General features: G+C 72.2%; 21 protein-coding genes, 1 tRNA gene, 1 pseudogene and 1 riboswitch. Of the genes and pseudogenes, 8 read left to right on the forward strand and 15 right to left on the reverse strand.

Features of this window, described 5'->3' with window-relative positions; translation table 11 throughout:
• Positions 1–155 precede the first annotated feature (155 nt).
• On the forward strand, positions 156–656 hold the full coding sequence (locus tag ACFVT2_RS31860) for a VOC family protein (RefSeq protein ID WP_390023503.1): 501 nt from the start codon (positions 156–158) through the stop codon (positions 654–656).
• An 86-nt stretch (positions 657–742) separates the two neighbouring features.
• Here ACFVT2_RS31860 and ACFVT2_RS31865 read toward each other — a convergent pair whose 3' ends face one another.
• The 4 genes from ACFVT2_RS31865 to ACFVT2_RS31880 all read right to left on the reverse strand — a co-directional run bounded on the left by ACFVT2_RS31865 (position 743) and on the right by ACFVT2_RS31880 (position 4,633).
• Positions 743–1,942 carry a HoxN/HupN/NixA family nickel/cobalt transporter gene (locus ACFVT2_RS31865; protein WP_390023505.1) on the reverse strand — a complete coding sequence of 400 codons (1,200 nt, stop codon included), beginning with the start codon at positions 1,940–1,942 and terminating at the stop codon, positions 743–745.
• A gap of 30 nt (positions 1,943–1,972) precedes the next feature.
• Positions 1,973–2,187, reverse strand: a riboswitch (cobalamin riboswitch).
• A gap of 70 nt (positions 2,188–2,257) precedes the next feature.
• The gene (locus ACFVT2_RS31870) at positions 2,258–3,106 is read right to left on the reverse strand and encodes an alpha/beta fold hydrolase (protein ID WP_390023507.1); all 849 of its coding nucleotides are present in this window, start codon (positions 3,104–3,106) and stop codon (positions 2,258–2,260) included.
• Positions 3,103–3,801, reverse strand: a complete 699-nt coding sequence (locus ACFVT2_RS31875; protein WP_390023509.1) for a MarR family winged helix-turn-helix transcriptional regulator — start codon at positions 3,799–3,801, stop codon at positions 3,103–3,105. The genes ACFVT2_RS31870 and ACFVT2_RS31875 overlap by 4 nt, the downstream gene beginning before the upstream one ends.
• 175 nt (positions 3,802–3,976) lie before the next feature.
• Positions 3,977–4,633, reverse strand: coding sequence for a nucleoside/nucleotide kinase family protein (locus ACFVT2_RS31880; protein WP_390023511.1), 657 nt, complete (start codon positions 4,631–4,633; stop codon positions 3,977–3,979).
• Between the two features lie 106 nt (positions 4,634–4,739).
• Between ACFVT2_RS31880 and ACFVT2_RS31885 the strand changes: the two genes are divergently transcribed.
• Positions 4,740–5,315: a TetR/AcrR family transcriptional regulator gene (locus ACFVT2_RS31885; protein WP_390023513.1), complete on the forward strand. Its 576-nt coding sequence runs from the start codon at positions 4,740–4,742 to the stop codon at positions 5,313–5,315.
• A 198-nt stretch (positions 5,316–5,513) separates the two neighbouring features.
• On the opposite strand, the gene ACFVT2_RS31890 is transcribed toward ACFVT2_RS31885, so the two are convergent.
• On the reverse strand, positions 5,514–6,677 hold the full coding sequence (locus ACFVT2_RS31890) for a methyltransferase (protein ID WP_390023515.1): 1,164 nt from the start codon (positions 6,675–6,677) through the stop codon (positions 5,514–5,516).
• 323 nt (positions 6,678–7,000) lie between these two features.
• Here ACFVT2_RS31890 and ACFVT2_RS31895 point away from each other — a divergent pair, with 323 nt between their 5' ends.
• Positions 7,001–7,951, forward strand: a complete 951-nt coding sequence (locus tag ACFVT2_RS31895; RefSeq protein ID WP_390023517.1) for a universal stress protein — start codon at positions 7,001–7,003, stop codon at positions 7,949–7,951.
• 34 nt (positions 7,952–7,985) lie between these two features.
• Here ACFVT2_RS31895 and ACFVT2_RS31900 read toward each other — a convergent pair whose 3' ends face one another.
• The 4 genes and pseudogenes from ACFVT2_RS31900 to ACFVT2_RS31915 all read right to left on the reverse strand — a co-directional run.
• On the reverse strand, positions 7,986–8,624 hold the full coding sequence (locus ACFVT2_RS31900) for a DedA family protein (RefSeq protein ID WP_390023519.1): 639 nt from the start codon (positions 8,622–8,624) through the stop codon (positions 7,986–7,988).
• A gap of 143 nt (positions 8,625–8,767) precedes the next feature.
• Entirely contained in the window at positions 8,768–9,232 is a 465-nt protein-coding gene (locus tag ACFVT2_RS31905) for a DoxX family protein (protein WP_390023521.1), read from the reverse strand.
• Between the two features lie 120 nt (positions 9,233–9,352).
• Entirely contained in the window at positions 9,353–11,272 is a 1,920-nt protein-coding gene (locus ACFVT2_RS31910; RefSeq protein WP_390023523.1) for an FAD/NAD(P)-binding protein, read from the reverse strand.
• Positions 11,273–11,493: 221 nt separating this feature from the next.
• A pseudogene (locus ACFVT2_RS31915) lies at positions 11,494–11,760 on the reverse strand (DUF1524 domain-containing protein); the annotation flags it as partial.
• Between the two features lie 65 nt (positions 11,761–11,825).
• Here ACFVT2_RS31915 and ACFVT2_RS31920 point away from each other — a divergent pair.
• Positions 11,826–12,572 (forward strand): ABC transporter permease, encoded by a 747-nt coding sequence (locus ACFVT2_RS31920; RefSeq protein ID WP_390023525.1) that lies wholly within the window; start codon positions 11,826–11,828, stop codon positions 12,570–12,572.
• 114 nt (positions 12,573–12,686) lie between these two features.
• On the opposite strand, the gene ACFVT2_RS31925 is transcribed toward ACFVT2_RS31920, so the two are convergent.
• Both ACFVT2_RS31925 and ACFVT2_RS31930 read right to left on the reverse strand, forming a co-directional pair.
• Positions 12,687–13,349 carry an HAD-IA family hydrolase gene (locus tag ACFVT2_RS31925; protein WP_390023527.1) on the reverse strand — a complete coding sequence of 221 codons (663 nt, stop codon included), beginning with the start codon at positions 13,347–13,349 and terminating at the stop codon, positions 12,687–12,689.
• Between the two features lie 248 nt (positions 13,350–13,597).
• Positions 13,598–14,176, reverse strand: coding sequence for a peptidoglycan-binding protein (locus ACFVT2_RS31930; RefSeq protein WP_390023529.1), 579 nt, complete (start codon positions 14,174–14,176; stop codon positions 13,598–13,600).
• Between the two features lie 921 nt (positions 14,177–15,097).
• Between ACFVT2_RS31930 and ACFVT2_RS31935 the strand changes: the two genes are divergently transcribed.
• Complete coding sequence (locus ACFVT2_RS31935; RefSeq protein ID WP_390023531.1) at positions 15,098–17,188, forward strand: DHA2 family efflux MFS transporter permease subunit; 2,091 nt, start codon at positions 15,098–15,100, stop codon at positions 17,186–17,188.
• Positions 17,189–17,195: 7 nt separating this feature from the next.
• Here the strand turns inward: ACFVT2_RS31935 and ACFVT2_RS31940 are convergent, their stop codons facing one another.
• Together ACFVT2_RS31940 and ACFVT2_RS31945 are read right to left on the reverse strand one after the other, a co-directional pair.
• A complete protein-coding gene (locus ACFVT2_RS31940; RefSeq protein WP_390023532.1) occupies positions 17,196–17,771 on the reverse strand; it encodes a GNAT family N-acetyltransferase in 576 nt (191 codons plus the stop codon).
• Between the two features lie 120 nt (positions 17,772–17,891).
• Positions 17,892–18,212 carry an antibiotic biosynthesis monooxygenase family protein gene (locus tag ACFVT2_RS31945; RefSeq protein WP_390023534.1) on the reverse strand — a complete coding sequence of 107 codons (321 nt, stop codon included), beginning with the start codon at positions 18,210–18,212 and terminating at the stop codon, positions 17,892–17,894.
• Positions 18,213–18,560: 348 nt separating this feature from the next.
• Between ACFVT2_RS31945 and ACFVT2_RS31950 the strand changes: the two genes are divergently transcribed.
• Positions 18,561–18,821: a recombinase family protein gene (locus ACFVT2_RS31950; protein WP_390023589.1), complete on the forward strand. Its 261-nt coding sequence runs from the start codon at positions 18,561–18,563 to the stop codon at positions 18,819–18,821.
• Positions 18,785–18,855: transfer RNA gene (locus ACFVT2_RS31955), tRNA-Asn, on the forward strand. Before ACFVT2_RS31950 ends, ACFVT2_RS31955 begins: the two co-directional genes overlap by 37 nt.
• A gap of 1,269 nt (positions 18,856–20,124) precedes the next feature.
• Here ACFVT2_RS31955 and ACFVT2_RS31960 read toward each other — a convergent pair.
• Entirely contained in the window at positions 20,125–20,595 is a 471-nt protein-coding gene (locus ACFVT2_RS31960) for an NUDIX hydrolase (RefSeq protein ID WP_390023536.1), read from the reverse strand.
• Between the two features lie 4 nt (positions 20,596–20,599).
• Complete coding sequence (locus ACFVT2_RS31965) at positions 20,600–21,340, reverse strand: helix-turn-helix domain-containing protein (RefSeq protein WP_390023590.1); 741 nt, start codon at positions 21,338–21,340, stop codon at positions 20,600–20,602.
• 249 nt (positions 21,341–21,589) lie between these two features.
• Between ACFVT2_RS31965 and ACFVT2_RS31970 the strand changes: the two genes are divergently transcribed.
• Complete coding sequence (locus ACFVT2_RS31970) at positions 21,590–21,856, forward strand: hypothetical protein (protein ID WP_390023538.1); 267 nt, start codon at positions 21,590–21,592, stop codon at positions 21,854–21,856.
• Positions 21,857–21,880 lie beyond the last annotated feature (24 nt).

The raw sequence follows: 21,880 nt of genomic DNA on the forward strand, positions 1-21,880 counted from the left end.
CCGGCGCGGCGGCCTCAGAGAAACGACCGGGAATCGGCCGTGGAGTCGGTCAGAGGAACGACCGGGGAATCGGCCCGGGAATTGGCCCGGGAATCGGTCAGAGGGCCGGCCAGGCAACGGCCGGGCGACGACGTGAGGGAAGACGGGAGGCTTTGATGTCCGTACGGCGGCTCAATCATGCGGTGTTGTACATCCGTGAGGTGGCACGGTCGGTGGCGTTCTACACCGAGGTGTTGGGGTTCACGGTGGACGTGGAGATTCCGGGGCGGGCGGCCTTCCTGAGCGCGCCCGGTTCGGACAACGACCACGACCTGGGGCTGTTCGCGGTGGGGTCGGACGCGCCCGGGCCGGAGAGCGGCCGGATCGGGCTCTACCACCTGGCCTGGGAGGTCGGGACGCTCGGCGACCTCTCGGCGATCGCGGCGCAGCTGCGGGAGCGGGGCGCGCTGGTCGGCGCCACCGACCACCTGGTCTCCAAGTCGCTCTACGCCCGGGACCCGGACGGGAACGAGTTCGAGGTGATGTGGCGGGTGCCCCAGGAGGACTGGCCGGGGGCGGACGAGCCGGACCGGCTGCGGCCGCTCGACCTGGCGGCGGCGCTGGAGCGTTGGGGCCCGGACCTGCTGACGGGTGCGGCGGCCGGCTCGGCCACCTGAGGCGCCGCCCCGGCGTGACCTGTTCGCGTGCTGCGGCCCTCCCCACCGGGTGGTGGGGAGGGCCGCAGGCGTGTGTGGGGGTGTCTCTAGGGGGTGTCGGTTCCCTCCGCGCGGGGGGCCGGGACGGTGCCCTGGGCGGAGGGTGCCTCCTGGGTCCGGGCGGCCCAGCGCTTCTCGACGCCGCCCAGTCGCCAGTACGCCAGTGCCGCCGCCCACACCACGACGAACACGCCGACGATGATGAAGCCCACGTTGTCCAGGTTGAGGGCGGAGATCCCGGCCGTCAGCGGGTCGTCGAGACCGAGCTTGTCGTGCAGGACGGTCACCAGCTCGATGGTGCCGATGAGGAACGCGACCGCGATCGACAGCCCGGTGATGGTGAGGTTGTAGTAGACCTTGCGCACCGGGTTGGCGAACGCCCACTGGTACGCGAAGTTCATGAAGGTGCCGTCGAGGGTGTCGAACAGGCTCATCCCGGCGGCGAACAGCAGCGGCAGGCACAGGACCGCGTACCAGGGCAGGCCCGCCGCGGCGCCGCTGCCCGCCATCACCATCAGCGTCACCTCGGTCGCGGTGTCGAAGCCGACTCCGAAGAGGAAGCCCAGGGGGTACATCTGGCCGGGGCGGCTGATGGACTTGGTGAGCCGGCCGAGGATCCGGTTCATGAAGCCCCGGGAATCGAGGTGCGCCTCCAGCTCCTGCTCGTCGTACGAGCCCGCCCGCATCGCCCGGAACACCTTCAGGATGCCGATCAGGGCGACCAGGTTGAGGGCGGCGATGAGGTAGAGGAAGGTGCCGGAGACGGTCGTGCCGACGAGGCCGAGCGTCTGGTGCGTACGGGAGTTGTCGTTCATCAGCGCGCCGGCGAGCTGGGCGCCGCCCGCCACCAGCGCGGCCATCACGACGACCACGCTGGAGTGGCCGAGGGCGAACCAGAAGCCCACCGAGACCGGGCGTTTGCCGTCGGCCATCAGCTTGCGGGTGGTGTTGTCGATCGCCGCGATGTGGTCGGCGTCGAAGGCGTGCCGCATGCCCAGGGTGTATGCGGTGATGCCGAGTCCGGCGCCGAACACCTGGCTGCCGACCGTGTAGTGGCCCGGCACGACCAGCAGGAACAGCACGCCGAAGGCGACGACGTGCAGCGCGGCGATCACGGCCATCAGGCCCGCCGTGCGCACGGTGTCACGGCGCTGCCAGCGGAACGACCCGGTGGAGCCGGGTATGCCGATAAGGGAGGAATTGCGGGGAGAAGGGGAATTGCTCGGGGAATCAGTGGACAGGGCCATCCGGCCATCACGCTCCAGCACCTCGTGGATCACTTCGTGAGATGCCGTGGCCGGTCTCCTGGCTTACGGGTGCACGCGTCCACCCCGCCTTCCCGGCCGCAGGCTGCGGTCAGTGGCGCCGTACGCGCGCTCGGCGCGTACGGAGAGGGGTGGAAACTCCCCGATCACAGTGGCGAGGGCCGCGCCGGCTTGGGACACGAGGTCCAGCACCGGTCTTCCCGAACACCACGGCCCGGTCACTCTAGCGGGCACCGGCGAGAACCGGCCACGCACGGTGCCCGGTGCAGGCGGCGACCGGGCGCCGGGCGGCTCGGGTCAGAGGGCCAGGGACGACAGGAAGCTGTGCAACTCCTGGTCGAAGAGCGGGGTGTTCTCCAGATTGACCATGTGGCCCGCGGCCGGCACGCGTATGCGGCGGGCGCCGGGGACGTGCAGCGCTATGGCATGGGCGTTCGCGGAGATGTCGGAGGAGTCGAGGTCGCCGTCGAGGACGGTGGTCGGCACCCGGATCTCGCCCAGGCGGTCGAAGGCGCCGACCTCCAGGGGCATGCCCGGGCCCGCGTCGTCGGCGTGCACCTCGACATTGGCGGACGCGGAGGCGCGCATCCGCTCCCGGAAGCCGGGGTGCACGGCGGACGGCGCGCGGTGCGGACCGTCCACCCACATCCGCAGGAAGTGCTCCACATAGCGCTCGGCGCCGTCCGGTTCGCCGATCGCGGCGACCTGCTCCCGGATGTGCTCCAGGAGGAAGGGGTCGGTGAAGGCGCGGCCGCTGATTCCGGGGGAGGCGAGGAAGAGGGCCGTGACCCGGGCAGGGTGGGCGAGGGCGGTGTCCAGTGCGACCCGGGCGCCGTGCGAGAGGCCGACGAGGACGGCGCGCGGTATGTCGAGCGCGTCCAGCAGGGTCGCCAGGTCGTCGTGGTTGGCCCAGTCACCGGTCACCGTGGAGGAGAGGCCGTGACCGCGCGCGTCGTAACGGACCACCCGCAGGCCGGAGTTGACCAGCCAGGCGAACTGCTCGTCCCACATGTGCTGGTCGAGCATCCCGTCGTGCAGCAGTATCACCGCGGGCCCCGAGCCGGCCGTCTCGTAGAACAGCTCGCCGTCGTCGACCGGAACGGTGTCGTTGTCGATCTCGGACCAGGCCTGGAAGTCGTGCGTCATTCTGCGGGCCGTTCTGTGCGCGTCGGGCGGTCGGTCGGACGGGCGGGCGCCGGTGGCCGGTGCCCGATTGCGGGCGATATCGCGTCCTGTGCGGCGTCCGGGTGGGCGGCGTCCCGCTTTTCGGGATTGCCGCTTTCCTCCGGGGGAACGCGCGAGCCGTCCGCCAAGTGCCGGAATTCCTCACCTAGCCGATCCAGGACCCGCAGTGCCGTACGGACCTCCCCGGTCGACAGGTCGGTCAGACTGCGCCGGAGCTCCGCCGCCTCGGCTGCCCGGATCCCGTGCACCACCGCCGTGCCCTCGTCGGTGAGTCGGATCAGCGAGGAGCGGCGGTGCGCGGGATTGGGGGCCGTCACGACCAGGCCCAGCTCCGCCGCGTGGTTCACCCAGCGCTGCACCGGCTGCCGGTCCAGGTCCAGGGAGCGCGCCAACTGCGGGACGGTGCGCGGGCCGTGGGCGCGCAGTGCGTCGAGCAGGGTGCGCTCGCCGGCGGTCAGGCCGGTGCCTTCGAGCTCGCGCTCCGTCGCGCGCACGATCGTCCGGTGCAGCGGCCGCAGTCGCCGGATGACGTCGTACAGCAGCTCTTCGGCGGCCGCTGCATCCCCGTCGATGTCCCTGTCGATGCCCCCGCCCGTGTCCCCCTCCATGCCACTGCCCATGTCCCCGCCCAGGTCCCCCTCTGCATCCCCGTTCATATCCCCCTCCGTGTCCCCGTCCACATCCCCTTGATGACACTCACGCTGTCATAGTGACATTCATGATGTCGTTTTGGAAGGGGTGTTGATACTCGGTAGGGAGGGGTGAGGGGGAACCGCCGCGAGGCGGGGCGGGGAGGGATGGGAAGGGATGGGAAGGGGCAGGGGGGCGGGGTCAGTCGTCCAGTGGGGAGGGGGCCTCGTCGGCGGTGAAGGAGACGACGAGGTCGGCCCGGGGGCGGGTGGCCGCCACGAGGCGGGCGTTGGCCTCGTCGGAGGTGCGGACGAAGTCCTCGGCATCGACCCGCAGGCGGCCGAACCGCTCGTGCCGGTCGATCAGTCGCCGTACCCGTTCCTGGGCGTCCAGGTCCATGTACCACGCCTCGTCGAGGAGTTCGCGGATCCGTGCCCAGGGGTCGGAGTGCAGCAGGAGGTAGTTGCCCTCGGTGATGACGAGCGGGATGTGCGGCGCCACCGGGATGCTGCCGGCGACCGGCTCCTCGATGCGGCGGTCGAAGGCCGGCGCGTAGACGGGCGTGCCGGGTTCGGGGGAGCGCAGACGGGCCAGCAGGGCCGCGTAGCCGGCGGGGTCGAAGGTGTCCGGCGCGCCCTTGCGCTCCTTACGGCCCAGGCGGCGCAACTCCGCCTCGGCGAGGTGGAAGCCGTCCATCGGGACGAGCGCGGCCTGGCCGGTCAGCTCCGCCGCCAGCCGGGCGGCGAGGGTGGACTTTCCGGCGCCCGGCGGCCCGGCTATGCCGAGCAGCCGGCGCCGGCCGGGCGTCGCGGAAGCGGCGAGCCGGCGGGCACGGGCCACGAGGTCGTCGAGGTTCATGATGGGACCATCGTGCCTGATGGGCAGGGGTGCCCGCCGGGCGGTCGGGGTGGCCCGGCGGGCGGCGTCCGATTCCGCCCGGTGTGCGGCCAGTAGCATCGGCGGTGTGTCCCCCTCCCCCACCCCTTCCGCCCCACAGCGCCGGCCGCGGGCCGACGCCGAACGCAATCGCGGCCGTGTGCTGGACGCCGCCCGGGAGGTGTTCCGGGCGCGCGGCGACGAGGCGCAGATGCCCGAGATCGCCCGTGCCGCGGGCGTCGGGGTCGGGACGGTCTACCGGCACTTCCCCAACCGGGCCGCCCTGATCGCCGCCGTCGGGGAGCAACGGCAGGCGGAGATCGTGGAGTTCGGGCGCGGCCGCGCTCTGGCCTGCCCGACCGCGACCGAGGGGCTGACCGCCTACCTCACGCACATCGGGGAGGTGCTCGACGCCGAGCGCGGGCTGTCCGCGGCCATCGAGGCGGCGTTCGGCTCCACCGAGCCGGGCGGGGAGGGGCGGGAGCGCGCCGAGGAGGTCGCCGCCCAACTCCTGGCCCGCGGCAAGGAGGAGGGCACGGTCCGGGCCGACGCCGAGGTCACGGACGTGGTGATGGCGGTGTGCGGGCTGGCCGCGGTGATCCGGAACGACGCCGGGGACTGGCGCCGCTATGTGCGCACCGCGTGCGCCGGACTGCGGCCGTAGGACCGGTCCGACACGGTCGATCCGACGCGGCCGGTCTGACACGGTCGGTCCGACGCGCCCGGTCCGATGCGCCCCGTCCGACGCGCCCCGTGCGGCAGGTCGGCGTGACGCCACGGCCCGAGTCGGGACCCGAGCCCCGGACCCCGGCCTCTGCTTCGCTACGCCGCTACTCCACTAGGCCGCTACTCCACTACGCCGCTAAGCCGCCGCGCCCAGCCGCCACAAGGACGTGACCTCCGCGGCGCGGGCCACGTGCAGCGGGTCGGAGGTGTCCCGGGCGCGCGGGTGGCGGGGGGCGATGTCGAGCCGGTCGAGGACGGTGAGGCCGCCCTCGGCGAATGCGGCGAGGAGTTCGGCGCGCGGCCGCAGACCGAGGTGTTCGGCCAGGTCGGAGAGGATCAGCCAGCCCTCGCCGCCCGGGGTCAGATGGTCGGCGAGACTGGTCAGGAAGCCGTGCAGCATCCGGTTGCCGGGGTCGTAGACCGCGTGTTCCACGGGCGAGGTCGGCTTGGCGGGGACCCAGGGGGGATTGCAGACGACGAGCGGGGCGCGGCCGGCCGGGAAGAGGTCGGCCGCGACGATCTCCACCTGGTCCGCGACGCCCAGCCGGGCGGTGTTCTCCCGGGCGCAGGCCAGGGCGCGCGGATCCTGGTCGGTGGCCACGACCCGCCGCACGCCGCGGCGTGCCAGCACCGAGGCCAGGACGCCGGTGCCGGTGCCGATGTCGAAGGCCAGGTCCCGGTCGGGCAGCGGGGCCTCGGCGACCAGGTCGACGTATTCGCCGCGGGCCGGGGAGAAGACGCCGTAGTGGGGGTGGATCCGGTCGCCGCCGAGGGCCGGGATCTCCACGCCCTTGCGGCGCCATTCGTTGGCGCCGATCACGCCGAGCAGTTCCCGCAGGGACACCAGGACGGCGGTGTCGCCGGAGGCGCCGGCAGGCAGCTCGACCCCGTCCGGCGGGCCGTAGGCCCGGGCGCACGCCTCGCGGACGTCGGGGGCGCGGTGCAACGGGACGGCCAGTTCCGCGTCGAGAGGGACCAGCAGCATGCCGAGGATGCGGGCGCGCTGGTTCTGGGCGGCGCGGTGCAGATGGAACGCCTGGGTGACGTCGGCGGGTGGCGTCTTGTGCGGGCGGCGGTCGACCCGGCGGGCCAGTGCGGTGAGCAACTGGCGGGCGTTGTGGAAGTCGCCGCGCCACAGCAGCGCGGTGCCCTCGCAGGCGAGCCGGTATGCCTCGTCGGCCCGGGTGCGGTCGTCCGCGATGACGATCCGGCGGGGTGGCCGGGCGCCGTTCTCGGACTGCCAATGGGCGGTACGGACCTGGTCGTCCTCGGTCCATTCGACGACCGGGGGGTGGTTCACCGCAGTGTGCCTCGCGTCAGTGGTTCGGATCCGCGCCCGGGGCGGGAGAGGGGCGGGGTGGTGACGTTCGACTCTACTCCGTGCCGGGGGAGGGACCTTCGTCCCCGTGTCCCCCACGGGTGCCGGGGCAGGATGAAGGTGAGCCGGTCAAAACCCGTCCAGTGCGGTCAGATCGGGTCTTATGGCAGTGCAAGCAGATGTACCGGGTGTATGCGGACGTACGGACGTACGGACGCCGGAGGGCCGGTGTGCGAAGACGTACACCGGCGCGCACGGGTTCAACGGGTTCGACAAGTTCAACGGGTTCATGGGTGGAGGCATGTATGGGCACCTTGCCGGTCATCGTCGGTGTGGACGGATCCCCGGACAGCGAGCGGGCGTTGCGGTGGGCGGCGGAGGCGGCCCGGGCGCGGTCGGCGCCGCTCCGGGTCGTGCACGTGTGGCCGTACGCCACCGCGGAGCGGGCCGCGGCCGGCGAGCAGGGCGGTGACCGGGTGCTGGCCGGCCTCCGGGACCGGCCGATCCTGGCGGAGCTGCCGGACGTGGAGTTCCGCGGGCTGAGCGGACTGGCCGACACCCAGCTTCCCGCGCTCGGCGCCGAGGGGCAGCTGCTCGTCCTGGGCTCGCGCGGCCGCGGCGGCTTCGCCAGTCTGCTGCTCGGCTCCAACGGGCTGGCCTGCGCCGCCCGGTCCGCCTGCCCGGTCGTGGTGGTGCCGCGTCCGGACCGCGCCGGCACGGAGCGGGGCCCGGACGGCGAGGCGGTGCCGCCGGCCGACCGGCAGGTGACCTTGGGCGTGGACGCGTCCTCCGACGAGCCCGCCGCGATCGGCTTCGCGCTCGCCGAGGCCGCCCGGCGGGGCGCCCGCCTCCGGGTCGTCTCCGGTTACACCTGGCCGATGCTGCTGCCGCCCGCCTTCGAGTACGCGGCGGTCTACGAGGCCACGCAGCCGGAGTATGAGGACGCGCTCGGCGTCCAGCTGGTGGACGCGCTCGCACCGCACCGGGTCCGGCACCCCGGCGTCGAGGTGGTGGTGCAGCTGCGCGCCGAGGACGCCGCGGGGCAGCTGGTGGCCGCGTCCGCCGGGAGCGACCTGGTGGTGGTGGCCCGGCATCGGCGCCGGCTGCCGGTCGGCCCGCGGCTGGGTTCGGTGGCGCACGCGGTGCTGCTGCACGCGGTCTGTCCGGTCGCCGTGGTGCCGGAGACCACATCCGATGACGGTGCCGGTGCCGGTGGCAGGGGCGGCGACGGTGGCTCGGAGGGCGACGGTTCGTAGGCCGGTCCCGGGACGTGCGGCGGGCGGTCGCCGGTCAGTGCGCGGTGGTCTCCCGCTGCGGGCGCCGCATGAGGTAGGCGGCCACCGATCCGGCGATGAAGAGCGCGACGACGGAGAGGGCGGTGCTCACCCACGACGTGCCGAGCCAGTGGCCGCCGAAGTAGCCCAGGCTGACGCTGTACGCGGCCCAGGCCAGGCCGGCCAGCGCCGACCAGGGGAGGAACTCGCGGACCGTCCGGTGGGCCACCCCGGCGCCCAGGCTGACCACGGAGCGGCCGGCGGGCGCGAAGCGGGCCAGCACCACGATGCCGCCGCCACCCCGGGTGAGCGCCGCGCCCAGCCGCTGCTGGGCCGCGGACAGTCGCCGGGAGCGGCCGATGGCGCGGTCGAAACGGTCGCCGCCGCGCCAGGCCAGCCGGTAGGCGACCAGGTCGCCGAGGACCGATGCGGTGGCCGCGCAGAGTACGAGGGAGCCCATTTCGGCCAGGTGGTTCCCGTCGTGGACGGAGGCGGCGACGTCGGCGGCGGGGCCGGAACCGGCGGCCGTGGTGGCCGCGGTGATCACCAGGACCCCGCTCGGCAGGATCGGGACGAAGACGTCGAGGACGACCGAGAGGCCGACGATCACGTACACCCAGTTGGTGCCGCTGAGCGACCCCAGGCTTTCCACCAACGTCTTGCTCCCGGTCCGGACCCCGCCGCGACGTCGCTCGGCGCGGCAGGGGCGGCACTACGGCTGTACAGCGTACGCCCGGCCCGAACGGCAGAACGGGCCGGGGCGGGGAAGCGGCCCCGCCCCGGCCCGCACCGAACGCGTCAGACGACGCTCGCCGCGGGCTCGGCGACGGGCGCCTGCTCCTGCTCCGAGCCGCCGAAGAAGAGCCGGTCCAACGCCCAGGAGCCGGGGCCGGTGAAGACGATCAGGAGGAAGGCCCAGGAGAACATCGCGGCTGCCTCGCCGCCGTTCTGTATCGGCCACAGGCCGTGGGGCTGGTGCATCGAGAAGTAGGCGTAGGCCATCGAGCCGGAGCTGATGAACGCCGCCGCGCGGGTGCCCAGGCCCAGCAGCACCAGGAGGCCGCCGGCCAGCTGGATGACCGCGGCGTACCAGCCGGGCCAGGTGCCGGTCGGGACGGAGTGGCCGGTGCCCATCGCGCCGCCGAGCACGCCGAACAGCGACGACGCCCCGTGGCAGGCGAAGAGCAGGCCGACGACGATGCGGAACAGCGCCAGCGCGTGCGGGGTCGATTTCTGGGTGAAGGAGCTCAGGGGAGCGGACATGCGGTGACTCCTAGGTCTTCGGGGACGGACGGTCGCGGGGGACGCGCGACCACCGGAGTCCTGTAGATTAGGGCCACCTAACTAATGCTTGCAAGTTCAACATTCCGTGCGTAGCGGGAGCTATTGGTCCGAACCAATGAGATTTGGGGCGGTCTTTGCGGCACGCAGTGCCGCCCGCGCCACCGCGTCGGTGTCGGCCAACGTGACCGAACCCACCCCCGGGCGCGCCCCCGCGGCTGTCACCCAGTGCACGCCTTCCGTCGGCACCCCCACCGCGAACCGCCGCGGATGCGGCCGGCCGTCGGCCCCGATGACGTGGTACGGGCTCGGTGACACGTCCAGGCCGCCGGTCTCGTACCCGTCCGCGGCGTGCGGTCGGCAACCGCCGTCCGCCAGCAAGTGGGCCAGCAGCGCATCCCCGGTCCGCCGCAGGTCCGGTTCCGGGAGTCGGGCCTCTATCAGGGCCTGCGCGGTGATCCGCGACCCCGGGACGGCCGGGGAGTGCGCCGTGAAACCGGGCGCCGCCCCGTCCGCGCCCGCCACCCGGACCTCCATGCCGGGGCCGACCACCTCCAGCACCCCCGCCTCGATGAGCGCCGCCAGCTCCGCTATCCGGCGACGCGGCGGCCCGATGGACAGGAACGCGTTCAGCGGGGTGTACCAGCGGTCCACGTGGTCGCGGCGGGACGTGCCCGCCAGCCCGCCGTGGTCGACGATCTGCCGCAGCTCGTTCCGCAGGTCCCGCAGTACGTCCAGGGCCGCCTTGACCGGGCCGGTCACATTGCCCTGCCGGGCGTGCGCGACGTCGGCCCGTAGGAGGTCCAACAGCCAGCCACGGAACGCGGCCCGGTCGGCGAACGGCCCGTCCGGGTACGGCCGGGCGATCCGGTCCCAGTCCCAGCGGTCCGCGGGCCCCAGGCCGAAGGCGTCGAGGGTCGCGGCCTCCTCGGGGCTGCGGTGCGCGCTGCCCAGGAAGCGCTCCCGGAAGCGGTCCCGGCAGCGGTCTCGCTCGGCGGTGGCCCGGCGCGCCAGCAGCGCCTCGTAGTAGACCGCCTCCACCTCCTTGGCCACCAGCGGCCAGATCTCCACCAGGAAGTCCGGCGGGTCGCCGGAGTCCGCCCGCTTGCGGAACGCCGCGATCACATCAGCGGTGAGCAGCAGCGGCAGGTGACGGCCGTGCGCGCCCTTCGCGTTGTCGCCCCGCGCGTGGTACGGGACGCCGCGCCGGGAGCCCGCGTACAGCCGCGGCTCGCGGCCCGAGGGCCGGTACGTCAGGGTGCCGCCGGGGCCGCGGACGAACCGGCCGCCGCGGCCCGAGGTCAGCAGCGCCACGTGGTCGAAGAAGTTCAGCCCGAGACCGCGCAGCAGCACCGGGCGGCCCGCGGGCAGTGCCGCCAACTCGGCGGTGAGGTCGGCGGGGTTGGCGGGCGGCAGGTAGTGCAGTCCGTGGGCGGCGGCGTGGTCGGCCAGGTGCCGCTGGCCGGCGTCCGGGTGGGCCGGCAGATGGCCTTGGGCCAGCACCACGGCGCCCAGCCCGGGCAGCGTCCGGCCGTCGTCGAGGGCGAGCGTCTGGGTGCCGTCGGCGGCCTCGGTCAGTCGCACCGCGCGGGCCCGGTGCGGGACGACGGTCACCCCTTCCGGGGCGGTCCGCACCGTGCGCCGGAACACCCATTCCAGATAGCGGCCGTACAGCGCGCGCCCCGGATAGTCGTCCGGTCCGACGTCGCACCCCGCCCAGTCGTACAGGCTCGGCCCGGGGCGGATCGGCCCCGCGCACTCCACGCTGGCGTCGGTGAACAGGGTGACCTGGGACGCCACCGTGTTCATCAACAGGTCGGCGGGTTGGTCGGGGCGCCATACCTGGCCGGCGCCGGGCGGTGCCGGGTCGATGACGTGCACGGTCAGCCGGGTGCCCGGCGCCAGCCCGGCGGCCGAGGCGCAGATCCGCTCCAGGACGCTCGTCCCGCGCGGCCCCGCCCCGACGACGGCGAGGCTGGCGGCGGGGCGGTCGGGGCGGTCGGCGGGGTGGGCGGCGGCCAAGAGTGGCTCTCCCTGGGGCGGCGGACGGCCGGCGCGCGGGAGAGCGTGCCGGCCATCAGGGGGCGGATGACGGCGAATGTGCGCCCCATCATCACCGTCCGGTGCGCAGGCGCGGCACCCGGGTGGGCAAAAAACCGGCCGGATTCGCAGGCGGGCGGGTGCCGGCGCCGGCGAACCCGCGCAAATCCGGCCGCGACGTACCGGCGCCCCGCCCCGCCGACTCAGCAGCCGGCGAGGATCTTCTTGAGCGCGGCCTTCTCCGCCTGGTCCGCGGTCAGCCCGTAGGTGTGCTTCACCCACACCCACATCCGGGCGTACTCGCAGTGGTACGAGCTCTTCGGCGGCAGCCGTTCCGCCGGGTCCTTGTCGCCCTTGGCCTGGTTGACGTTGTCGGTGACGGCGATCAGCTGGGAGTGCGTCAGGTCGTCGGCGAACTCCTGGCGACGTGCGGTGGTCCACTGGGCGGCGCCGGACTTCCACGCCTCCGCTCGGCGTCCGGTGTCCAGCGCCCGACGCCTGCGAAGGCCCGTACCCGCCCGCCTACAGTGAGCGGGTGCTGCTGCCGGTCAACCCCACCCTCGGGATCGTCCTCGCCGTCCTCCTGCTCGCCGCCGTGGCCGCCGCCGCGCTGGCCCACCTCGGCCACGCCCGCGCGATCGCCCTCGCCGGCCTGCGCGCGGCGGCGCAACTCGCCGCCGTCTCCTACCTCATCGGCTGGGTCGTGCACGCCCTGCCCTGGCTGCTGAGCTTCCTGGTCCTGATGTTCACGGTGGCGGTCCGCACGGCGGGCCGCCGGATCACCGCCAACCGCACCTGGTGGTGGGCCGCGGCGCCGATCGCCGCCGGCGTCCTGCCGGTCGTCGGGGTGCTGCTGCTCACCGGTCTGGTGCCGCCGCGCGGCCTCACGTTGATCCCGATCACCGGCATCCTCATCGGCGGCGCGTTGACCGCCACCGTCCTCGGGGGACGCCGGGCGCTGGACGAACTGGAGCTGCGGCGCGGGGAGTTCGAGGCGGGACTGGCGCTCGGGCTGCCGGACCGGGAGGCGCGGATGGAGGTGGCCCGCCCCGCCGCGTCGGACGCCCTGCTGCCGGGCCTCGACCAGACCCGGACGGTCGGGCTGGTCACCCTCCCCGGGGCGTTCGTCGGCATGCTGCTGGGCGGCGCCTCACCCGTACAGGCCGGTGCGGTCCAACTGTTCGTCCTGGTCGCACTCCTGGCCGTACAAACGGTCTCGTGTGCGGTGGTACTGGAACTGATCGCCCGCGGACGGATCCACCGCACGCCGACGCCCCGCTGACTGCCCGCCACGCGGCAGAGCCGAGGCCCGGTCCACGAGGTTCGGCTCACGAGGCCCGACCAGCGAGGCCCGGTCCACGAGGCCCGGCCCGCGAGACGGGGCTCTGCTAGCGGCTCAGGCCGTGATCCGGACGGCGATCCCGCCGTCCACCAGCGCCTCGACGCGGACCTGGGTGAGATCGCGGACGTGCGCGGTGGGTGCGAACCGGGCGGCGCGGTCGCCGACCCCGACGACCCGCATCCCGGCGGCCCGGCCGGCCTCTATACCCGCCTCGGAGTCCTCGAAGACCAGGCAGTCCTCGGGCGCGAAGCCCAGCTCGGCGGCGCCCTTGAGGAAACCCTCCGGGTCCGGCTTGCTGGCGCTGACGCACTCCGCGGTGATCCGCACGTCCGGCATGGGCAGCGCGGCCGCGCCCATCCGGGCCTCGGCCAGCGCGATGTCGGCGGAGGTCACCAGGGCGTGCGGCAGACGGGCGAGGGCGGCCATGAACGCGGGCGCGCCGGCCACCGGCACCACGCCCTCGACGTCGGCGGTCTCCTGCTCCAGCATCCGCCGGTTGTCGACCAGGTTCAGTTCCATCGGGCGGTCCGGCAGCAGCGCCGCCATGGTGGCCCAGCCCTGCCGCCCGTGGACGACCTTGAGCACGTCCTCCGCCGGGAGCCCCTGCTCGGCCGCCCAGCGCCGCCAGCAGCGCTCCACGACGGCCTCGGAGTTCACGATCGTCGAGTCCATGTCCAGCAGCAGGGCGCGGGCTATGAGCGTGGTGGTGGCCGTCATCGGCGGGCTCCTGGGCGCGGTGGGGCTGGCAGCTGCACTGTCAGGACGGGCGGAAGAACACAATGCGGTCCCGCCCGCCGGTCAGGGAGTGCGGGCGGAACCACTTTGTTTTTTCACGATACAAAACAGTTCGGGTCGCCGACAACCGCGCACCGCCCCAAACGGCATGGCATACGTCACGGTCCGGGGGACATGTCACGCTCCGGAGGCGCACGAGGCGCATCGGGTGCACGTTCGCTCACGTTCACTCACGGCTGTTGGGTGCGCGCCTCCAGGGACGCGCGGGTCGCGGGCCCGTAGACGCCCTCCGGGTCGCCCTGCGCCCCGTAGGTCCGCTGATAGCGCGCCACCGCCTCCCGTACCGCCGCGCCGTACTGGCCGTCCGCTGCCCCCGTATAGAGAGCCACCTGCCGCAGTCGCCCCTGGAGCTCGGTCACCTCGGGGCCGCTGGATCCCTCGCGGAGCACGATCGGCCCGCTGGGCGGCGCACTGGGAGCGGCGTCGCCGGTGGGGACCGCGACGCTGCCGGATGCCCGTACCGGGGGCGGCGGAGGGGTGGCGGCCGGCGGTCGGGGCGGGTGGGTGGTCGCCCCGGGGCTCCTGGAGCGTGAGGTGGCGGGAGAGGGGCGGTCGGGGGCCGGCACGGAGCTGGCGGGGCCGGTGGCGGTCGGCACCGCGGCGGTGGGGGCGCCGGTGCCGCGGTCCGGGGGCGCCGCCCGGTCCCGGTCGCCGCCCTGGAACGCCCCGGTGCCGAGCGCGATCGCCGCGGCGGCCACGGCGGCGCCGGTGACGGCCAGTAAGGCCGGCCGGGTGCGGCGCCGCCCCACCGATGCGGGCGGGTCGAACGGGGTGGCCCCGGAGGAGCGGGAGAAAGGAGCCGCCCCGGAGGAGCGGGAGAGAGGAAAGGAGCCGGAGGGATACGAAGAATGAGGGGAACGAGAGGAGTTAGAGGAATCGGAGGAGTCAGGGGAGTCAGGGGAATCAGAGGCGTGGGAGGAATGAAAGGTCCTGGAGGCCGGACCGGTGGGGTGGGGGACCCGGTGGACCGCGGCGTCCACCCCCGGTAAGTCCTCCAGCGCGTCCCGCCGCCCCCATCCGTCACCGCCAATGCCGGGGCCGCCGACAACACCCGGGCCGCCGCCAATACCCGGGCCATCGCCACCGCCACCGGGGTCGGGCCCGAAGCCGATGTCGGGGCCGGCGCTCCCCTCTTCGCCCCCGCCCCCGCCGTCGTCCGGACGGCCGCCCCGGTCCGGCAGGGAGACGTACGGCCGTACGCGCAGCGGATCAAAGTCGTCCGCCTCGGTCGCCGCGCACAGGCAGGTCGGCCGGCCGTCCCCGCGTACCGGGGCGAAGCAGTGCGGGCAGGTGGATTCCGCCGTCACGAAGGGTCCTCTCTCTGGAGGCGCGAACCGGCAGCCGATTATGCAGAGCGTCCGCCGTCCCCCGCAGGCGCTCCACGACATCCGCCCGACGTCTCCCGGTACCGCCCGCCCCGTCCCCCGCGGCCCGGGCCCGTCCCCACCCGCCCCGGGCCCGTTTCCCCACTCCGGGCCCGTTTCCCCGCCCCCGGTCCGTCCCGCCGGCCCCGGGGCGGCAGCCGGCCCCGACCGCTCAGCGGGCCATATCGGGCGGAAACGCCCACGATGGAGTGAAGGCCCGGAAGGCCGAGAACACCACCCGGCCCCGGACGCGGACCTGCGCGCCGGTGCCGGGCGTACGAGCCGGATACGAGGGAGACGACGCTCATGGTGCAGGACACCGGTGCTCCTGCCGTTCCCGGCGAGGACCGTTCCCGGCGGACGGTCCTCGTCGCGATCGGCGCGCTGCTGCTCGGCTTGCTCATCGCGGCACTCGACCAGACCATCGTCGCCACCGCGCTGCCCACCATCGTCAGCGACCTCGGCGGCCTTGAGCACCTCTCCTGGGTGGTCACCGCCTATCTGCTGGCGTCCACGGCCGCGACGCCCCTGTGGGGCAAGCTCGGCGACCAGTACGGCCGCAAGAAGCTGTTCCAGGCCGCCATCGTGATCTTCCTGATCGGCTCGGCGCTCTGCGGCCTCGCACAGAACATGGGGCAGCTGATCGGCTTCCGGGCGCTCCAGGGCCTGGGCGGTGGCGGCCTGATCGTGCTGTCGATGGCGATCGTCGGGGACATCGTGCCGCCCCGCGAACGTGGCAAGTACCAGGGGTTGTTCGGCGCCGTGTTCGGCGGCACCAGCGTCCTGGGGCCGCTGCTCGGCGGCCTGTTCGTGGACCATCTCAGCTGGCGCTGGGTCTTCTACATCAACCTCCCCATCGGCGTCGTCGCGCTCGCCGTCATCGCGGCCGTGCTGCACATCCCGGCCCGCCGCACCCCGCACCGCATCGACTACCTGGGCACCGCCCTGATCGCCGCGGTCGCCGCCTGCCTGGTGCTGATGACCTCGCTCGGCGGCGTCAGTTACCCCTGGGGCTCCTGGCAGACCGCGCTGCTCGCCGGACTCGGCGTCGCGCTGCTCGCCGCGTTCATCGTCGTCGAACGCCGGGCCGCGGAACCAGTCATTCCGCTGCGCCTGTTCACCTCGCGCACCTTCACCCTCTGCTCGGTCATCGGCTTCGTCATCGGCTTCGCGATGTTCGGCTCGATGACGTACCTGCCGACGTTCCTCCAGGTCGTCCAGCGGGTCTCGCCGACCATGTCCGGTGTGCACATGCTGCCGATGGTGTTCGGCATGCTGCTCTCGTCGACCGCCTCCGGGCAGATCGTCTCCCGCACCGGCCGCTACAAGGTCTTCCCCATCGCGGGCACCGCCGTGGTCGCCCTGGGCCTGCTGCTCCTGCACCAGCTCGACCCGTCCAGCGGCGTCGCCCTGATGAGCACCTACTTCTTCGTCTTCGGCTTCGGGCTCGGCCTGGTCATGCAGGTCCTGGTACTCATCGTGCAGAACGCCGTCCCCTACCAGGACCTCGGGGTGGCCACCTCCGGCGCCACCTTCTTCCGCTCCATCGGCGCCTCGTTCGGCGTCTCCCTCTTCGGCACGATCTTCGCCAACCGGCTCGGCCCACGGATCGCCGACGTCCTCGCCGGAGCACAGCTCCCGCCCGGCATCTCCCCGTCGGCGATCGCCCAGGACCCGCGAACGATCACCAAGCTGCCGCCCGCGCAGGCCGCCGGCGTCCTCGGCGCCTACTCCGCCTCCATCACCGACGTCTTCCTCTACGCCGTGCCGATCGTCCTCGTGGCCTTCGCCCTGGCCTGGTTCCTCAAGGAGGAGCCGCTGCGCGGCAGCGTCACCGCCCCCGACACCAGCGAGGTCCTCTGCTCCAACCCCGTCGAGCGGTCCTCCCATGAGGAGGTCGCCCGCGCGCTGTCCAAACTCGGCAGCATGGCGGGCCGCAAGGACATCTACGAGAAGATCACCAACCGCGCCGGCCTGGACCTCAAACCGGCCGCCAGCTGGCTGGTGTTGCGCATCCACCGCTACGGCTCGGTGGAACCGGCACTGCTCGCGGAGCGCAGCCGGGTACCGCTCGGCGTGATCAGCGAGGGCGTCCGGCAGGTCGAGGCACGCGGCCTGGCGCGACGCGAAGGACTGATGCTGTTGCTCACCGACCACGGCCGGGATACCGCGGAGCGGCTCTCCGCGGCCCGTCAGGCATCGCTGGCGCAACTGCTGGGCGACTGGTGGACCAAGGACCGGCCCACCGACCTCACCGAACTCGTCCAGGAGCTGACGGCGGAACTGTGCGGCTCGGACGAGGAGGAGCCGCACAACGGCGACGCCCGCCCATTGGTACCGCGGACCCCGGCCCACACCCCGCCGCGGTCACCGCAACCACCGGACCTCACCAAGTAGCCGCCCCTCACCGACCGACGGCCGTATCCGCCGCCCCCGCCCCCGCCTCCGTTCCCGTCCCCATTCCCACCAGCCGCTTCTCGAAGAAGATCTCCGCATAGCGATCGTCGTGGTACGGGGCGATCTCGACGTAACCGCGCCGCCGGTAGAGGGCGACGGCCTCCGTCAGGTCCAGCCGGGTGTCCAGCCGGATCCGCTCGGCACCCAGCCGGGCCGCGGCCGCCTCCGCGGCCCGCAGCAGCCGGCCCGCGGCGCCCAGACCCCGCAGGTCGGGCCGGACGAACACCTGCTTCAGCTCGGCGGTACGGGCATCCAACAGCCGCACCCCGGCGCACCCGACAGGCTCGCCCCCGTACCGCGCCACCAACAACACCCCGTGCGGCGGCATCAGGGCGTCGCTCGGATACTCGGCCACGCCCTCGTCGATCTCCTCCGGCGTCGAGCGGCGCCCCTCGTGCAACACGTAATAGCGGTCGGCGACATCGGTGTAGTACTCGCGCAACAGGGCCCGTGCCACCGCCGATGCGGCCGGCTCGGGGGCGATGGTCCAGGACGGGGCGGCAGCGTCGCTCATGAGGGCCATGTCACGCCGCGGGACGGCCGCGTGCAACCGGTTTTGCCCGCCCCGGGTGCGGCTGCCCGGCGCCCGACGACCGACGCACGACGCCCGACGACCGCAGCCCGGGGGCCGCTCGGTACGGAGCTACGCGCCCTTCGGCGCGGCCTGCTGCACGACCTCGAACGACCACACCGTGGACCCACTGGCGGCCGGCTTCGGCCGGTCACTGCCGCCCTGGTGCGCGGCCTTCATCGGCCCCTCCATCCACGCCTGGAACGACGCCTCGTCACGCCACCGGGTGTACACGAGGTAGTCGTCGGTGCCTTCGACGGGCCGGAGGAGTTCGAACCACTCGAAGCCGTCCGAGTTCTCCACCGCACCGGCACGCGAGGCGAACCGCTTCTCAAGCGTCTCCCGCTGCTCGGCAGGGACGGTCAGCACATTGATCTTTACCACGCTAGGCACATGACACCTCTCACGAAACGGACGCCTGACCGGCGTCGTAATCTCGACCAAGTGCGTGCAGTCTCCTACATCAGACAGTCAAAGCGTCGTGAGGACGATTCCCAGGCCAGTCCCGAGGCCCAGCGGGAGAAGTGCGAGGCGCTGATCACCGCGAAGGGCTGGGACCTGGCGGGGAGCGTCGCCGACGTGGCCGCTCCGGTTGGGCCCCGACCGTGGAGCGCCCGGAGTTCGAGGAGATGATGGCGGCCGTCCGGGCTGGGCACGTGGACGCCGTCGTGGTGTTCGCCCTGCCGGCGGCCACACCTCCGGCAGGGCTCGGTACGGGTTCACCGGTGAGCGCGTGAAGCGTTGAAAGCTGTCGGTGGTGCGTCCGCCCCCGACCCGGAGGAGGCGCCGGACGTCCGCGACAGTGTGGCGTGGGCGCTGGAGGGCCTGTCGGCGTCCGCCATTGCCAGGAAGCTGAACAACGCGGGCGTGCCGACGAAGAAGACCGAGGAAACGACCCGGCTCACGGCTCGCCGCGCACGCGCCGTGCCGGCACCGTCGAAGGCCAGCGCGTGGATCTCTTCCACGGTCCTCCGCATCCCTGGTAGAGGGTCCGCTTGTTGAGCGGAGGGTACCGGTTCGATTCCGGATGGGACCGCTTCGGCTGCAATCGGTGGCCTTCGTGCGGCCTCTACAGCCGACTCATACGGGCGGCCATGGGGGATCGGCTTACTAGTGCGTTGAGAACCACCAGGTTGCGAACGACACTGCGAGCGTGATCACGCCGGATGTGAATCGGACCGGGGCTCGACCGCAAGTGAAGCGAGCTTGCCCCACGCGGACTTCAATGTATGGACTCGGCGGATCTTCTGTGTATTTCGAGTTCGCGGGCACGCCAACCAGCCCCCTTCTGGGCGCTCTTGGATGAGTGGTTAGGCCAAATGAGTTGGTTCGTGGGTCATTAGATCCCTCAGGTCCTTCTCAGGCAAACACACGCGCTCCCCCTTACGCCGAATGGTGGGCTCCGCGTTCTTGCCCCCCGAAAACCGCTCCTGGCCTCACACGCCGGCAGCTCTTTTACCTGCCAAAGGCGGCCATAGCGGAAGGTCGAGCGCTATGCGTACAGCAATCTGGCCACCGACCAGCCGATCAGTGACGACTTTCAGGCGCACGGGTTCCGCCCGTTCACGAGAGGCAGTGTCTTGGAGCGTATGGCAGTGAACGGCGGCTCCGACTCCCCAGCAACTGGCCAGTGTTGCGCATGTCCGTGCTGAAGCGGGACGGCTTCCGATGCGTGGCCGTTCTGCGGGACGCAGGGGCGCGGTGCTCGGTGCCGGCCACGGACGTGGACCACATCGTCCCGAGCGACGACCACGACCCGGCGAACCTTCAGTACCTGTGCCGGTGGCATCGCGCACGGAAGTCCAGTGCGGAGGTTGCGGCGGCTCGGTGGAGGCGAGTGTCCGGGCGGAGACCAGAGGGCCGGCATCCGCGGGAGTTGGGCTGAGCCAACAACGTTGGGGTAGGTCCAGAACCTGACCGATCCACCGGCGAGCGGAAGGTGTTAGAAGCAGAGAGCGCCGCATGCGGCTGCATTGCAACGTTCTTGGTGGCCGCGGTGATTCTAGGCGTCATTGCGGCCTGCAACAGGTAATACCGGCTGAGCTCTACGGGCGACATCACGGGCTTCAAGGTCGCCAGAGGGCCCCTTCGGCCACCGTCGGCAACGCTGTGAACTGGGTGGATGGCCTCAAGGGTGGTCGTCGATAGATGAATGTAGTGGCTTTTTCGGTGCTTTGAACGGGTCCGGGAGGTGCCTGCATGTATGGGCCGTTCCCGGAGCGGTTATAGGTCGACGTCGACGGGGGAATAGGAGTCGAGGCTCGACTCCGGGGAGTTCTCGGTGCTGGGGTTCTTGGGTGTGCGTCTAACCGAGATAAGGCGCGGATCGCTGCTCTAGATAATGCTGAATCCGGAGGCGCTGGGTGTGGTGGATGGGAAGGGCGTCCAACTCTCCCGGGGCGACGAATCGGAGTTCTGTGCTCTCGTCGGAGATTGTCAGTGTCCCGCCCACGATGCGGGCGGTGAAGCAGACGTTGAACTGGCGGCGTACTTCCCCGTCGCTGTAGGCGATGATGTGTTTGGGGTCGGTGTAGGTGCCGACGAGACCTGTGATCTCGACGTTCAGCCCGGTCTCTTCCTTGACCTCTCGTACGGCGCAGCCGGGCAGGCTGTCGCCCATGTCCATGCCTCCGCCCGGCAGGGCCCACAGGTCGTTGTCTCGTCGCCGCTGGAGCAGTACGCGTCCTGATTCGTCGGTGACGACGGCAGAGGCGGCGACGACGAGACTGTTGGGCTCGGGCGCGTGGGGATCGTTGTAGAACTCGGTCCGTGCCATGGGTTCAGCCTTCCACGGGGCGGGCGGTCTCCCATACGGCGCTGAAGCTGTCCGTGTAAGCGTCGAACATGCCGCCGTCGTTGTTGCGCCGCAGGTGCCACACGGGTGCCCCATAGGCGTTCACGCCCCACACGTGGGCGTTGACCAGGATTTGGTCGTCTGCTCGGTACAAGCTGTTGTAGAGGGTCGTACCGTGGGTCCGCACTTCGATGCCGGGCACCGCGAGCAAGGGCCGGTAATGCATCAGCGCCAGGCGACAACGGGATTCGATGCCGTGCCCGAATTTCTCTTCTTTTCCCCGTTGTTGGACGTTGGCGCTGTCGGCGTCCCCGACAGCGATGCGGAGGCTGCACCCCTCCGCCGCCCGTTCCCGCAGAAGGTCGTTGAGCCTGGGGTACGCCTCGTGCAGGAACACGGCGGCGTACACAAGGATGTCGATGTGTTCCCGCGCTCCCGCGAGGAGCTCCACGAAGACCGAGACGGGCAGGTCCGCGCGCTTGTCGTACAGCGCGACCAACTCAGGACTCACCGCTCGTGCTGCCCGTGCCTGGCGCAGAGATGGCCACAATGCGTGCACGTCTTCCCCCAGGGTCTCGGCGGCTTTCAGCGCCGTGACTCGCCGTGGGGTGCGTCCGAGGTTGACCCAGCGCTCAACCGACTTGGGATCGACCCCGGTTGCTTCGGCGAGCCCGGCGTGTGTCCACCCGCCCGCGACCATGGCAGCCCGTAGGCGTTCGTTCGGCATGGTCAGTGTCACCCCGCATCGCTGGACGTTGCTAGGGACGTTCTAGCACTCGCGGGACGTCCCAAAGTGGGAAACGTACGAGGTTCCTGTGTCCCGGTGAACGGCGGGACGCTCGTTGCTCCACGACGTGCGAGGGGACGACCCCATGACGAATCAAGCCGCCCATCCCACTCCGCCTGTTGAGCTTCTGAAGGTCTCGGAGGTGGATGCCGAGATCCGGCGACACCCGCACAAGAAGGAGCCACGCCCGTGATCCCCATGGCGCAGTACAAGAGCGCTCGCGCGGAGGCGGAGCACAGCGCGGCACTGCTGCGAGCGGCCCTTGTGCGCGCGGGAATTCCCGAGGCAGAGGCGGTGAGGGTGCGCCCCCTGGTGACGGCTACGGGACGCGCGTACGTAGAGCTGGGGGCCTTCCGGCTCGGCGACGTGGGCAAGCTGCTCGACGTCCTGCCCGTCGGCCCCGGGGTGGCCGGCGGCGCCGACAGTTCAATTCTCACCACGGAGAGCTTCAGGTGAGTTCCGCAGCCCCGGTCCGCCCCT

Origin of the sequence: Streptomyces sp. NPDC058000, from assembly GCF_042886435.1 — a bacterium.
Taxonomy (GTDB): Bacteria; Actinomycetota; Actinomycetes; order Streptomycetales; family Streptomycetaceae; genus Streptomyces.